We start from the raw sequence: 12,713 nt of genomic DNA, 5'->3' as shown, positions 1-12,713 counted from the left end.
TTGTTTTGGTTTCTTTTAAGAGAAGGCCTTGGCTGGTCTTACTCATTGAGTGAAAATTCTTGTAAGTAGTTGGTCATTCGTTCGATCGGTATTTGTCCAGGTGCTGAAGCACCTTGCAACGAAGCAAAAGTAAAGACCGAACCAGTCAATGCCCCACTAACCCGGCTGATTTTCCCCAGCTCCCCCATCGACATGATCGCCAACGGCAGTTGGTTGAAGCCACGCGCTTTAGTAATGATCCCCATCAAACGTAAAACATCTTGGACTTGCTTGGGCATCATCGCTAACTTGCCAACATCGGCACCAAATTGATTCATTACGCCGATCTTTAAAATCAACACAGCATCTTCTGGCGTTTTCTCAAAATCATGATTGCTCAATATCAGCTTTACCTGTGCCTTTTTGATTTCTTGAATAAAGGCTCGACCTAAAAATTCAGCTTTCTCTAATTCGACATCGATCCAATCGATCAAGCCTGAATCAGCAGCAGCTAAACACAATTCTTTGTACTGGGTCAATGTGAACGCCCGCTCGCCCCCTTCTTCCAAGGTTCGAAAAGTGAAGAGCAGCTCTTTGTGCTTTAATGTCGTGCGAATATGTGATAACGCATCTAAGACCGCTTGCTGGTCTTCGACATGTTTGTAATGATCAACACGCCATTCGACGATCTGTGCCTCTGATTCCTCAGCAGCAATGGCTTGTTTCAAGATCTCTTCATTGGTTTTCCCAATCAATGGCACACAAATCAACGGTGTTTTCCCGTCTAACGTTACTGGTTTTGATCGGCTCATCTACTTCACTCCTTTTTCATTTGATAAAAGAATACTTTCAGATAGTTCCCTTCGGAAAAATGCTTATCTACCGCAAAATCAGCTGGTAGACGATAACTTTGAATACATTCATAAGCAACGTGTGCTTTCTCTAAGGATGCTTCGATCATTTCTTGAAACTTCCTCGGTGAAAGATTGGCCGCATTCGTTGAGGCGATCAACAAGCCATCAGGCGCTAAAATCGCCAAACTATCAGTGACTAAGTCGCCATAATTTTTCGCAACCGAGAAGACCTTTTTCTTGTTGCGGGCAAAACTCGGCGGATCTAAAACGATCACATCAAAGCGCAAGTCTTTTTTGCTGGCATAATTGAAGTAATTGAAAACATCCATGACATGGATACGCTGGGTATCTGGATCAATGCCGTTGACTGCAAATTGTTCGCGGGTCTTTTCTAGACTGCGTTTTGCCAAATCGACGCTCGTTGTTTGAGCAGCGCCACCGACAGCAGCAGCGACAGAAAACGCCCCCGTATAACTGAACATATTTAAAACCGTCTTGCCAGCTGCCAAGCCATCAACAAGTTGCCCACGAACTTCTTTTTGATCCAAAAAGATGCCCGTCATTAGTCCTTCGTTCAAATACGTCGCATACGTGACGCCATTTTCCTTCACCAGTAAGGGTTCAGGTGCCGTTTTTCCATAGACCCATGCTGATTCAGGCAGCTCAGACGTAAAGCGGATTTTTTCATAAGCCCCTTTGATCTCGGGAAAGATTTGACGAAAAGCCGCCACGATCGCTTTTTTATGTTGATAAAGGGTGGCATTGTACCAAGAAAAAACGACATACTCGCCATACAAATCTACGGTAAGTCCCCCCAATTGATCCCCCTCGCCATTAAACAGACGAAAGGCATCTGTCAGGTCATCTTGATAGTAAGCAATGCGTTTGCCTTTTGCTTTCGCAAAGCGTTGCGCAAAGAATGCTTGGTCGATCACTGTTTCTTCAAAGGATACGACCCATCCGATCCCTTTATTTTGTTCCCCAAGATAGCCGACACCTAAGAAATGGTTGGCCTGATCAATAAAGGTGACCCACTCCTTCGTCTCGATTGCTTGTTGAAGATCTTCTCGTTGGATCAACGGATTCTTTTTGCGAAGCTTCGCTGATCCTTGCTTCGTTAGTTTTATTTTCATGTTCATCTGCTCCATTCATTCTCCTTTTTAGTATAGCAAAAAGCGACAGTATTGTCTGTATCCTTGAAAGTAAAGAAATACTTAATTCCGCGTCATGACAAGGAATTCATTTGACACGTCTTTCACAGCCTAGTAAAATGTACTGTGATGTAAAATCGTAATTTACCGGTTATACTGGAAAAAGAGAGGACGATTCCTTTGAAAAAAAATAAAGTATCCACCTTTGTGAATACAAGAATGGGCTTTTTTTTCCTATTAGCCCTATTATTTTGGCTAAAAAATATCTTTGCCTATATGGTGGACTTCCACCTAGGTATTGAAAGCAGCATTCAGTACTTCATCTTATTCATCAATCCGATCGCAACGACTTTGTTGTTGCTGTCGATCGCATTGTACGTAAGAAGAACCAAAGCAGCTTATATCACGATGCTTGTGATCTATTTCTTGATGACTCTGCTGTTGTTCTCTAATGTTTCGTACTATCGAGAATTCACTGACTTTATCACCATCAACACGATGCTCGGTGTAGGAAAAGTGGCAAGTGGTCTAGGAGAAAGCGCAATTCGCTTGTTCCGTCCCTACGATGTGTTGTACTTCATTGACTTTATCGTGCTGATTGCAGCCTTTTCAATGAAAAAAATCAAAATGGACACTCGTCCTGTGCGGGCACGGATGGCTTTTGCGATCTCAACCTTAGCTGTCATGGTCTTTTCTGCCAATCTTTTCTTAGCAGAAGCGGATCGTCCTGAACTGCTTACTCGAACGTTTTCTCGTGACTATTTAGTGAAATACCTTGGGATCAACGCCTTTACGGTTTATGATGGGATACAAACTTATCAAGCTTCGCAAGTACGTGCCGAAGCGAGTCCCAACGACATGAACGAAGTAGAGAGCTATGTTAAAGAACATTACGCAGAACCAAATGATGATCTGTTCGGTATCGCAAAAGGCAAGAATGTCATTTATATTCACTTAGAAAGTGTTCAGCAATTCTTGATCGATTATAAATTGAAAGATGAAGATGGCGTGGAACATGAAGTCATGCCGTTTATCAATAGTTTATACCATAGCGATAGTACCTTTAGTTTTGATAATTTCTTCCACCAAGTAAAAGCTGGGAAGACCAGTGATGCCGAAACATTATTCGAAAATTCCCTGTTTGGATTGAATCAAGGAGCGTTATTCACTCAACTGGGTGGGAAAAATACCTTTGAGGCAGCTCCAGATATTTTAGGTCAAACGCAAGGCTATACCAGTGCTGTTTTCCACGGAAATACCGGTACCTTCTGGAACCGAAATGAAACCTACAAACGGTTTGGCTATGATTATTTCTTCGACGCATCTTATTATGATGTCAATGATGAAAATTCATTCCAATACGGCCTACATGACAAACCATTCTTTGAACAATCCGTACAATACTTAGAACGTCTGCAACAACCGTTCTATTCAAAATTCATTGCGGTTTCTAACCACTACCCATATTCTGAATTTACCAATGAGGAAGGCGGCTTCCCGCTAGCGAACACTTCTGATCAAACGATCAATGGCTATTTCGCAACCGCGAATTATTTGGATAAAGCCGTGGAAGAGTTCTTCAATTACTTGAAAGAAAGTGGCTTATACGAAAACTCAGTCATCGTTTTATATGGTGACCATTACGGAATTTCCAATTCTCGTAACCGTAACTTAGCAGAATTGCTTGGAAAAACAAGTTCTACATGGACAAACTTTGACAATGCCTCGTTACAACGTGTGCCTTATATGATTCATATTCCAGGACAATCAAACGGCGGCATCAATCATACGTATGGTGGCCAAGTCGATGCCTTGCCAACCCTATTGCACTTACTGGGTGTGGATACATCAAACTATATCCAATTAGGACAAGATTTATTCTCTGATCAAAACGAACAACTGGTTGCTTTCCGCGATGGCGACTTTGTGACACCAGACTACACCTACTACAGCAGTACATTGTATGACAATCGTACCGGCATGCCGATCAACGATCCATCCGATGAATTGCAAGCCAAAGTCGATGAATGGAAAGCCAAAGTCGACAAGCAGCTTTCGGTTTCTGATCAGATCAATAATGGTGACCTTTTACGATTCTACGCGAAAAGCGGTCTAGAAGAAGTTGATCCTTCGACCTATAACTACAAAGACGCCCTTCAGCAAATGATGGACATTGAAAAGAATCTAGGCAGTGATTCAACTAGTGCCTTTTCTCAAAATGGCAATCAATCGACCGTCGATCTGTATCAAACAAAAACCTTCCAAGAATACCAGCAGATGACGGAACAAGATAGCGGCGAGTAAAGTAAGAACAACCAATAATCAATCCAGTAAGGCACCTGCCTTGCTGGATTTTTTTGCACTATTTGATAGGAAAAAGTCGAACTTTCTTGCCACTTTTTTAGCTTCGATATTTTACTACAAGAACTTCATACTTTATTCAAACTCCCCTTTTATACTATGTACTAGGATGAGGTGACTTAGATGAAAACTATACATTTTGCGATTGCCAGCATTTTTTATCATAAAAAAGCCATGGTGCTTTATACGCTTGTATCCTTCTTTGCCGTGATTGGCTTGATCGTGACGTTTGCCTTGATCTATTCGATGGATCAAGTGATCGCTCAAACAAGAGATCTCTTGGCGACAGAAGATCTGCAAACGAAAGTAGCCGAAGAGATCCAACCAGTCACGACAATCTATCATCAACTGTTCTATTTGATTTTTAGTGCCTTTACACTGGTCTTTATTGGCTTTCAAGTTTACTATCAATTATATAAACGCTCGGAATACACAGCTTGGTTAGCAAGTGGCGCCACCACCAGACAATGGGTAGCGATGCAGATCATTGAAATGCTCTTGCCGCTCTTAGCAGCCGCTGTGATCGCCTTTGTCTTATTGCTACTCTTCCAGCCTTATTTCCAGCGGGAATTACTCAGTGGGCATATCATTGCCCTTGATCGAGAGCGTGCTTCTGATAACTTTTGGGAGGCTGTACAAAGTCTTCCTGGACAAGAATTCGCCATTACGATTCCGCAGAATAGTCAAATTCTGGTCCAAAATGTCGATTTGAACAGCACCACTTGGCTTGCTATTTTATTTGAAAGCACACGCCACACACTTGTCGTCTTACTTGCCGCTGTTACCAGTTTTACTGGTTTGATTGCCAGCGGACATAGTCTGTATTGGAGGAAAAAACAATGGAAAAACCAACTCAGCTAACGAAACCAATTGGTTTCTATTATGTTTCGAAAGACAATGAAACAAAAACTTCTGAATTAAGTTTGCTGCTTTCACAAAAAAAAGCCATCTTGATTCGTGCTCAATGGCCTTCCGTTCCCTTTTTATCCGTCATGGACAATGTATCTCTTGCAAATAAAAAAGGGGGCGATTTAGAGGGTGTTCTGCCTTATGTTCAGCTTCCCTTATCGGCTTTGAAAAAAGAGCGGACAGAATTAGGCCCCTTTGAGGAGATCAAAATTCAGCTGCTCTTAGCGTTACTTTCAGAAAGAGAAACCCTTTTAATCGAAAATGTCTTGAGCACGTTAACAACAGAAGAGGTCCAAATCCTGCTACCTTTGTGCCAAGAAATCGCCGAACAATTTGCTGTTGCCATCTATTTGATCCATGAAGACGAATGCTTTGCCCATACGCCCTATACCACTTATCTATAGTTTACATAGCCCTCATACAAAAAGGCTTGCTTGCAAAAGCAAGTCTTTTTGTTTGGGCTGCTGCCAATGAACCGCAAAAAAATCGACCGGCTAAGCGAATTGCTGCCGGTCGATTCCTTATTCTTCATTTAAGTCGATATCTGGAAAAGAGATTTTAAAGGTCGTGCCTTTGCCAAGTTCACTTTCTACACTGATCTTTCCTTTGTGCAGGCGTACGAGCTGTTCAACGATTGATAAGCCTAGACCTGATTCGCCAAATTGACGGTTTTTACGGGACGGATCGACTTTGTAGTAACGATCCCAAATATTTTTGACTTGTTCTTCAGACATACCGATCCCCGTATCACTGATTTCGATAATCGTTTCTAAATAGCCTTTTTCTATTCGGACCCGAATTTCTCCATCTTCCGTAAACTGGATCGCATTTTGTAAAATATTGACCATGATCTGGACGAAACGATCATAATCCGCGTAGACATCGATTGGCTCGGTTGTTTCTAAAATCAGCACATCTTTGGCAATTTCTGCCTTGCTCTCCAGTTGCGTCAACAGATTTTTGATGGTTTGCGTCGCATCAAATTTTTTGATGACCATCGAGATTTGGTTGGTTCGGATTTTTTCGTAGTCAAGGTTTTCGTTGACAAGACGAATCAAGCGATTGGTTTCATTTTTCATCAAGCGGATCGCATTGTCTTTTTGATTCTCAGGAATTGCGTTGTACTCTAAGCCCTCCAATAAGCCATTGATGGTCGTCAACGGGGTACGCATCTCATGAGAAGCATCCGCCATAAATTGCCGACGACGTTCTTCTTGCCGTTCAATTTCTTCTTGGGATTCTTTTAAGGATTTCGTCATTAAATTAAAATCTTCGGCTAATTCATCAAATTCATCCCGATTATGCACCGGCAAGAAAATATCAAAATTGCCATTAGTAATTTCTTTGGTTGCTCGTTTCATTCGATTGATCCGTCTTACTTGGAACGTAGCGAAAAGGTAACTGATCAATAATGAGACAACGATCGAGATCAAACAAACTTTAAACAAGTTTTGATTAAAAGCACTGACAAGATTCAAAATACTGCTTGCCGATTGCGAAACCACCATTACACCGTAAAAATCCGTGCGATTGACAGAAAAAGGTATCAACACATAGGAAGTCAGTTCTTTTTCCCCGTATAAATTTGTGGCGGAAGTCAGTTGTAGACGCGCCCCATTTTCTAAGGATTGCCAGTCTTTTTCAGAGATCGGAAAATCAACAGCATGAGCGGTATCTAGTGGATAAATAATGTCATCAGGACTTTTAAAGAAAGCAAAGGAGATATCTTGGTTGCTCAAAATATTCTCAGCCAAACGCAAGGAATACTGTAGATAGCCATCCCGGGTCATATTTTGCTGTAAATATTCTGAATCACTGATTTGCGAAATCGTCGCGACCGACGAAGCATACCCCATTAACTGCTCATAATTCCGTTCTTGTAACGTTTGGCGTGTCATTTGAGTAAACGCAATACCAATCGTCATCAAGATCACGAAGATCACCACGAAAAATGCAATCAGCTGTTGATACAGGTAGCGCATCAAGCAGCACCCGCATCATCAAATTTGTACCCAACGCCCCAGACGGTTTGAATGATCTGTGGCCCCACTTTTTCAATTTTTTGTCTTAGTTTTTTGATGTGTGCATCAACGGTCCGTTCATCGCCAAAGTATTGGTAATCCCAAACCAGTTCTAACAGCTGTTCTCTCGAAAACACTTGTCGCGGTTTTTTTGCTAACGTATAAAGCAAATCAAATTCTTTCGGCGTCAACCCATCGATGGGTTTGCCATTTAAATAGGCTTCCCTTGTTTTTGTGTTCATTTTGAAATGATCGGTGACGATATCAAAGGTAGCATCGGAAGCTTCAGGTGTTGTTTTTTCAACCAATTCACTGCGGCGGTGTAATGCCTTGATCCGTGCAATCAAGGTCAATGGACTAAAGGGTTTCGTCACATAGTCGTCCGCCCCCATCTCTAACCCGATGACTTGGTCGCTTTCCGAATCACGGGCCGTCAACATAATAATAGGAACTGTACTAGAGATTTTACGAATTTCGCGCGCCACCATCATGCCGTCCATGGAAGGAAGATTCAAGTCAAGGGTGATCATATCCCACTTGTCTGGTTCAGCAGCAAAGGCCTCTAGTCCTTCTTTGCCATCGTATTTAAATACTGCTTCCCATCCTTCATTCAAGAAAAACATTTGCATCATTTCAGAAACAGATTCATTGTCTTCAATCATTAATATATTCATTTTCTTCACCTCTATGTTCTTTATCAAATCGTTGCAGATTTTCTTCGATCAGGCCAAAGATCGGCACGATGAACCAAGGGATCACGATCATTTCAACTAGAAAAAAATTGGTCCATTCTTGCCATTTCAAGACAAACCCAATGAGCGCCATGATTCCGCCAAAAAGCAGAAAGAATCGGGCAGATAGTTTTTGGGCCTGTCGCCAATTGCGTTCATTTTGTTTTGCTAGATAGGAACGGTATCCATAAATAAGGTTCATTTTTTTTGATGGAAAAAGAAAAAAAGTGAGACCAATCAAGAAAAAAATGCTGCCAATTACTAAAAAAATCATCGTTTCACTCCATTCTTCCTATAGTATACTCGAATTTCTTTCTTCTACCAACAACTTCACCGATTATTCATAAAGGTTTGCCTTTTTTTCAATCTTTGATAAGATTGTGAGTGGACTATGACTATAAACCTTAGGAGTAAGATACATGACCTATAAAGCATTAACTTTTTTTGATCTTGACGGTACACTTTTAGATGCGCACTCGCAAATCACTTCGGAAATTGCTGAGGCGATGGCGAGGTTGCGAAAAAACCAAGTACTGCCGATCATTGCAACAGGCAGAACCGAACCTGAAGTTACCGCTATTCGTGAAGCAGCTGGTATTACCTCGAACATCGTCATGAACGGTGCTTTTATCCGCATTGATGGCAAAGAAGTTTTTTCCGATACCCTTGAGCCTGAGCTTTGCGCAAGGATGTACCAAGCCGTCAAAGACAATGGCGATGAGCTGTGTTATTACAATGAGAAAGGCTATTGGGCGACTGGTCACACCGAGGAAATGGTTGGTGCATATAACTACGTCCGTAGCCCTCTACCAGAAATCGATCCTCTGCATTATGAAACTGATCGGACCAATATGTTGTTGGTTTTAGGTGTCGGCAACGATGCTTATTATCATGAGCGTTTTCCCGAACTAACTTTTTATCGTAATACGCCCTTTTCAATCGATGTCGTAAAATCCGGGACTTCTAAAGGGACTGGCGTAAAAACCTTGGTAGAATTATTGGGTCTAGAAGATGTACCTACCTTTGGCTTTGGTGACGGCAGCAACGATTTCGCCCTTTTAGAAGCTTGTGACCACAAGATTGCAATGGGAAATGGGATTCAAGAGTTAAAAGAGCTGGCAGACTTCGTGACCTTGAAAAATACCGAAGGCGGGATCGTACACGCCCTGAAACATTTTGACTTAATCTGATTCTTTGCACATGCACGAAAATATGGTATACTAGTGAATGGTAGCGATACCCCTTTTATCAAGGGGATGTTACGGATTCGACAGGCATAGTTGAGCCTGAATTGCGCTTCGTAGGTTACGTCTACGTTAAAACGTTACAGTTAAATATAACTGCTAAAAACGAAAACTCTTACGCTTTAGCTGCCTAAAAACAGTTAGCGTAGATCCTCTCGGCATCGCCCATGTGCTCGAGTAAGGGTCCTATTCTAAGTGGGATACGTTTTATCTTTCCGTCTGTAAGATAAAAAAGAGATCATCAGACTAGCGATACAGACTGCCTGTCACTCGGCAAGCTGTAAAGCGAATCTACAAATGAGTTGACTATGAGCGTAGATTTTTAGGTAGCAATATGTTTGGACGCGGGTTCGACTCCCGCCATCTCCATTTTAAACTGTCAGTAAGTGACACTAAGAGCCAAAACCTTGATTTTACAGGGTTTTGGCTTTTTACTTGTGCCAGTATGTGACACTATTTGACTACCAATCTAAATAGTTTTTTCAAAAGCACGCAAAAAAAATCCCGCCACTCCGAAAAGTGGTGGGCTAGAAGTGATGCCGTCCGCTGGCGTGCTTCCTAAATCCTTCTGTGTCGCCTTCTCTGATTTCTATAGGATATAAAAACAAAGAGAACCTTAGAATAGTCACGTCGCTACAGTGTGATTACGATATTCTAAGTGTTCTCTTTTTTGCCTTAGCCTACTTTTCAAAAAGTTATTTTTTCGTGAGTCTGATAATTTCTGAAATATCGTCAATTTCTAATGCATTAGCGATTCTTTCAATATGTTGAAGGTAAACTTTCTCTCGTTTTCCATTTGCCAGCTTATTAATAATCGAAGGTTCAATATCCGATAAGCGTGCTAACTCTCTTAGAGAAATTCCTCGGCTTTTTACAAGCTCTTTTAAGCCTATTTCTATTCTTCTGTTCATGTGTTCCCCACCTTTTCTGCAAACAGATGTTGTTCCTAGAGACATCATATAGTAAAATAGGATTAAAAGTGGTGTCTATACAAACATCAATAAAATCAGAATGGAGGCGTTACGTTGAAAGAAATAGAAAAGATGGGTATTAAGACGAGTAATAAGCAGCCGGTAAAAGAAATTAGCTACCAGGACATATATGGTTTAGGAGATACTTTGGAGCAATTGAAATCTTGGCAAGAACCACTCGGTGTATTAGAAAAATTTTTCAGTGACAAAAAAAGACCCGTGAATAAGCAGAAAATCATCCGAGATTATCATGCCTGCTCCTTATTATTCCATGTTTTTCTCACAGACTTAGGTAGCTCCCTCGAAAAACTGGAACTCCAGATTGGTGATTTAAAGACTCGAAGAAAAGTTTAATACCAGAACGATAGGTTGAGCTCCTATCAAGGTATAGACTATCGTTCTCTTTGCTAATTGGTTTGATAATTGAAAATGTTTAACAGCTTATTCCCTTAGTTCTTCCCATTTGATATGATGAAAGCATCAAACGAAGGACGTGATTAGATGAAACTAACCTTACTGGCTCCCTCTTTTTCTGTCATCCAAGTAAAGAGTATTGATCCTTCGATACTGAAGATTGTTCCTCTTTTTTTTGCCCATACGTCAGAAGAACTTTCTTTGGTGTTACCAACTGCAAACGTTCCAGCTGAAACGCTAAACAGAGAAGATGGATGGAAAGCGATGAAAATAATTGGTGTGCTGGATTTTAGCTTGATTGGCATTATTGCAAAAATCTCTTCCCTTCTAGCCGAGGAGTCAATCAGTATTTTTGCTGTTTCTACCTTCAATACTGATTATATTTTAATCAAGGAGCATCAGGTAGAACAAGCTCGTACTGTTTTAACCGCCAATGATTATTCTTTTGTCAATTGAGAAAAAACTTTTTCTTCCTTACTACAAGTTACTCTCGATCGCTTTATGAAATACAAAAGAACGACTGAACCAAAGAAGTTCAGTCGTTCTTTTGTATTTCACTTGTCGTTGAAGAAAGATAAGAGTACTAGGTATCCCAAATAAAAGACTTCCCCAAGCTTTCATCTGCCCCAGTACTCTTCATTGCTCGTTGTTAAGATAATCATAATACAAAAATGATTTTTATTCAATAAATATGTCTATAAATTACATTAAATACCTTTTTATGACAATTTATAAGGTTTTCAATTCATTTCTAATAACATCTCTCCAATTTCTATTTATATTCTGAAGAGGTCCTTTAGCTTCGCTCCTAAGTGAATGACCTCTTAAAAAGAGACATTCTTGTTTCCTAAGTATTGAATTTGAGCGATTTTTGTCTTGTCAATCTCGCCTTCCCATGCTACCATGGTTATGCAAACGTTAACATTAAAATGCACACGTGAACATTAGTTTGAGGAGGATTTTTAATGGCAAAAATTACAGATGTACAAACAGCGTATTATCGGATACCTCTTCCGGAAATCATGGAAGATGCGAAGCACGGCTTACACACCCACTTTGAAGTGCCTATCGTCAAGATCGTTACTGATGAGGGACGTGAAGGTGTGGGCTATACGTATACTGGTGGCTTCGGTGGCGAATCGATTGCCAAACTGATCGACAAAGAACTAAAAGCAATCCTCTTAGGGAAAGATCCAGCATGTGTGGAGGCCTTGTGGGATCAGATGAACTGGGGCATTCACTATGTTGCCAGAGGCGGTTTAGCGAGTTTCGCCATTGCGGCTTGTGATATTGCCTTATGGGACTTACGCGCGAAAAAAGCACAAGAACCCCTCTACAAACTTTTAGGCGGCGCAAGTAACAAAGTCAAATGCTATGGTGGTGCGATCGATCTAAACTTTTCTCTTGAAAAACTCTTAGCCAATAATCAAAAATATTTAGACATGGGATTAAAAGCGGTCAAAATCAAATTGGGCCAAAAAACACTTGCCGAAGATATTGCTCGAATAAAAGCGGTCAGAGAATTGATTGGTCCCGATGTTGTCTTTATGGTGGATGCCAACATGAGCTGGTCTGTTGAAAAAGCGATCAAAGCCGCCAAACTGATGGCGCCTTATGACATTTTGTTCCTTGAAGAACCAACAATCCCCGAAGATTACGAAGGCTACGCTCGTATCGCTAAAGAAGGGCAAATTGCAGTCGCAGGCGGGGAAAACTTGCGCACCCCTATTGAGTTTGCTCATATGATCAAGTATGGCAATGTCGATTTTCCACAACCCGACGCTTCCAATTGCGGTGGGATCACCGGCTGGTTGAAAATTGCTGCCTTAACACAAACAAGTAACTTATCTGTTTCTACACATGGCATGCAGGAATTACACGTCAGTCTACTGGCGGCGATGCCTAATGCTGGGTATCTTGAAATGCACAGTTTTCCAATCGATCAATACACCACGAGACCATTAGTGATCGATCCATCCGATGGCCGTGCGATTGCACCAGAAGAACCAGGGATGGGTGTCATATTTGACTGGGAGAAACTTGCTCCTCATAAACAACCCTTTTAACTGAAAACCCAC

Annotated in this window: 13 protein-coding genes and 1 other RNA gene; 8 read left to right on the top strand and 6 right to left on the bottom strand. The window is 41.2% G+C overall.

The features are described from left to right. Positions 1-38: 38 nt before the first annotated feature. Together aroD and IGK63_RS04660 are read right to left on the bottom strand one after the other, a co-directional pair. A complete protein-coding gene (gene aroD / locus IGK63_RS04665) occupies positions 39-791 on the bottom strand; it encodes a type I 3-dehydroquinate dehydratase (RefSeq protein ID WP_005229128.1) in 753 nt (250 codons plus the stop codon). Between the two features lie 5 nt (positions 792-796). After that, the gene (locus tag IGK63_RS04660) at positions 797-1,966 is read right to left on the bottom strand and encodes a class I SAM-dependent rRNA methyltransferase (RefSeq protein ID WP_010749701.1); all 1,170 of its coding nucleotides are present in this window, start codon (positions 1,964-1,966) and stop codon (positions 797-799) included. Positions 1,967-2,203: 237 nt separating this feature from the next. Here IGK63_RS04660 and IGK63_RS04655 point away from each other — a divergent pair, with 237 nt between their 5' ends. From IGK63_RS04655 to IGK63_RS04645, 3 genes are all read left to right on the top strand, one after another. After that, the gene (locus tag IGK63_RS04655; RefSeq protein ID WP_429972549.1) at positions 2,204-4,288 is read left to right on the top strand and encodes an LTA synthase family protein; all 2,085 of its coding nucleotides are present in this window, start codon (positions 2,204-2,206) and stop codon (positions 4,286-4,288) included. 180 nt (positions 4,289-4,468) lie between these two features. After that, complete coding sequence (locus IGK63_RS04650; protein ID WP_005237197.1) at positions 4,469-5,206, top strand: hypothetical protein; 738 nt, start codon at positions 4,469-4,471, stop codon at positions 5,204-5,206. Continuing rightward, positions 5,185-5,658 carry a hypothetical protein gene (locus IGK63_RS04645; protein WP_005237198.1) on the top strand — a complete coding sequence of 158 codons (474 nt, stop codon included), beginning with the start codon at positions 5,185-5,187 and terminating at the stop codon, positions 5,656-5,658. Before IGK63_RS04650 ends, IGK63_RS04645 begins: the two co-directional genes overlap by 22 nt. Positions 5,659-5,775: 117 nt before the next feature. Here IGK63_RS04645 and IGK63_RS04640 read toward each other — a convergent pair whose 3' ends face one another. Genes IGK63_RS04640 through IGK63_RS04630 form a run of 3 tightly spaced genes read right to left on the bottom strand, consistent with a single transcriptional unit; the run spans position 5,776 to position 8,280 of the window. Continuing rightward, on the bottom strand, positions 5,776-7,236 hold the full coding sequence (locus IGK63_RS04640; RefSeq protein ID WP_005237199.1) for a sensor histidine kinase: 1,461 nt from the start codon (positions 7,234-7,236) through the stop codon (positions 5,776-5,778). After that, the gene (locus IGK63_RS04635) at positions 7,236-7,949 is read right to left on the bottom strand and encodes a response regulator transcription factor (RefSeq protein WP_005237200.1); all 714 of its coding nucleotides are present in this window, start codon (positions 7,947-7,949) and stop codon (positions 7,236-7,238) included. Before IGK63_RS04635 ends, IGK63_RS04640 begins: the two co-directional genes overlap by 1 nt. Further along, positions 7,930-8,280, bottom strand: a complete 351-nt coding sequence (locus IGK63_RS04630; RefSeq protein WP_005237201.1) for an SdpI family protein — start codon at positions 8,278-8,280, stop codon at positions 7,930-7,932. The genes IGK63_RS04635 and IGK63_RS04630 overlap by 20 nt, the downstream gene beginning before the upstream one ends. Before the next feature lie 145 nt (positions 8,281-8,425). Here IGK63_RS04630 and IGK63_RS04625 point away from each other — a divergent pair, with 145 nt between their 5' ends. Together IGK63_RS04625 and ssrA are read left to right on the top strand one after the other, a co-directional pair. Continuing rightward, positions 8,426-9,196, top strand: a complete 771-nt coding sequence (locus tag IGK63_RS04625) for a Cof-type HAD-IIB family hydrolase (protein WP_016613911.1) — start codon at positions 8,426-8,428, stop codon at positions 9,194-9,196. A gap of 62 nt (positions 9,197-9,258) precedes the next feature. Continuing rightward, positions 9,259-9,622, top strand: a transfer-messenger RNA (tmRNA) gene (gene ssrA / locus IGK63_RS04620). 323 nt (positions 9,623-9,945) lie between these two features. On the opposite strand, the gene IGK63_RS04615 is transcribed toward ssrA, so the two are convergent. After that, positions 9,946-10,161 carry a helix-turn-helix domain-containing protein gene (locus IGK63_RS04615; protein WP_034872498.1) on the bottom strand — a complete coding sequence of 72 codons (216 nt, stop codon included), beginning with the start codon at positions 10,159-10,161 and terminating at the stop codon, positions 9,946-9,948. A gap of 114 nt (positions 10,162-10,275) precedes the next feature. On the opposite strand from IGK63_RS04615, the gene IGK63_RS04610 reads away from it, so the two are divergent. The 3 genes from IGK63_RS04610 (at position 10,276) to IGK63_RS04600 (ending at position 12,701) form a co-directional block, all read left to right on the top strand. After that, on the top strand, positions 10,276-10,575 hold the full coding sequence (locus IGK63_RS04610; protein WP_016613909.1) for a hypothetical protein: 300 nt from the start codon (positions 10,276-10,278) through the stop codon (positions 10,573-10,575). Positions 10,576-10,722: 147 nt separating this feature from the next. Next, the gene (locus IGK63_RS04605) at positions 10,723-11,091 is read left to right on the top strand and encodes an ACT domain-containing protein (RefSeq protein WP_005237205.1); all 369 of its coding nucleotides are present in this window, start codon (positions 10,723-10,725) and stop codon (positions 11,089-11,091) included. Between the two features lie 509 nt (positions 11,092-11,600). Continuing rightward, the gene (locus tag IGK63_RS04600; protein ID WP_429972455.1) at positions 11,601-12,701 is read left to right on the top strand and encodes a mandelate racemase/muconate lactonizing enzyme family protein; all 1,101 of its coding nucleotides are present in this window, start codon (positions 11,601-11,603) and stop codon (positions 12,699-12,701) included. Positions 12,702-12,713: the final 12 nt, after the last annotated feature.

Source organism: Enterococcus sp. AZ040 (assembly GCF_050499185.1).
Classification (GTDB): domain Bacteria; phylum Bacillota; class Bacilli; order Lactobacillales; family Enterococcaceae; genus Enterococcus_D; species Enterococcus_D entomosocium.
Note: the sequence above shows the minus strand (reverse complement) of the source record. Positions and strands in the feature narration are given on the sequence as shown.

Coding starts and splice junctions, on each gene's coding strand:
- aroD (WP_005229128.1), bottom strand. CDS start 791: ATGAGCCGATCAAAACCAGTAACGTTAGACGGGAAAACACCGTTGATT.
- IGK63_RS04645 (WP_005237198.1), top strand. CDS start 5,185: ATGGAAAAACCAACTCAGCTAACGAAACCAATTGGTTTCTATTATGTT.
- IGK63_RS04650 (WP_005237197.1), top strand. CDS start 4,469: ATGAAAACTATACATTTTGCGATTGCCAGCATTTTTTATCATAAAAAA.
- IGK63_RS04605 (WP_005237205.1), top strand. CDS start 10,723: ATGAAACTAACCTTACTGGCTCCCTCTTTTTCTGTCATCCAAGTAAAG.
- IGK63_RS04630 (WP_005237201.1), bottom strand. CDS start 8,280: ATGATTTTTTTAGTAATTGGCAGCATTTTTTTCTTGATTGGTCTCACT.
- IGK63_RS04640 (WP_005237199.1), bottom strand. CDS start 7,236: ATGCGCTACCTGTATCAACAGCTGATTGCATTTTTCGTGGTGATCTTC.
- IGK63_RS04625 (WP_016613911.1), top strand. CDS start 8,426: ATGACCTATAAAGCATTAACTTTTTTTGATCTTGACGGTACACTTTTA.
- IGK63_RS04635 (WP_005237200.1), bottom strand. CDS start 7,949: ATGAATATATTAATGATTGAAGACAATGAATCTGTTTCTGAAATGATG.
- IGK63_RS04655 (WP_429972549.1), top strand. CDS start 2,204: ATGGGCTTTTTTTTCCTATTAGCCCTATTATTTTGGCTAAAAAATATC.
- IGK63_RS04600 (WP_429972455.1), top strand. CDS start 11,601: ATGGCAAAAATTACAGATGTACAAACAGCGTATTATCGGATACCTCTT.
- IGK63_RS04615 (WP_034872498.1), bottom strand. CDS start 10,161: ATGAACAGAAGAATAGAAATAGGCTTAAAAGAGCTTGTAAAAAGCCGA.
- IGK63_RS04660 (WP_010749701.1), bottom strand. CDS start 1,966: ATGAAAATAAAACTAACGAAGCAAGGATCAGCGAAGCTTCGCAAAAAG.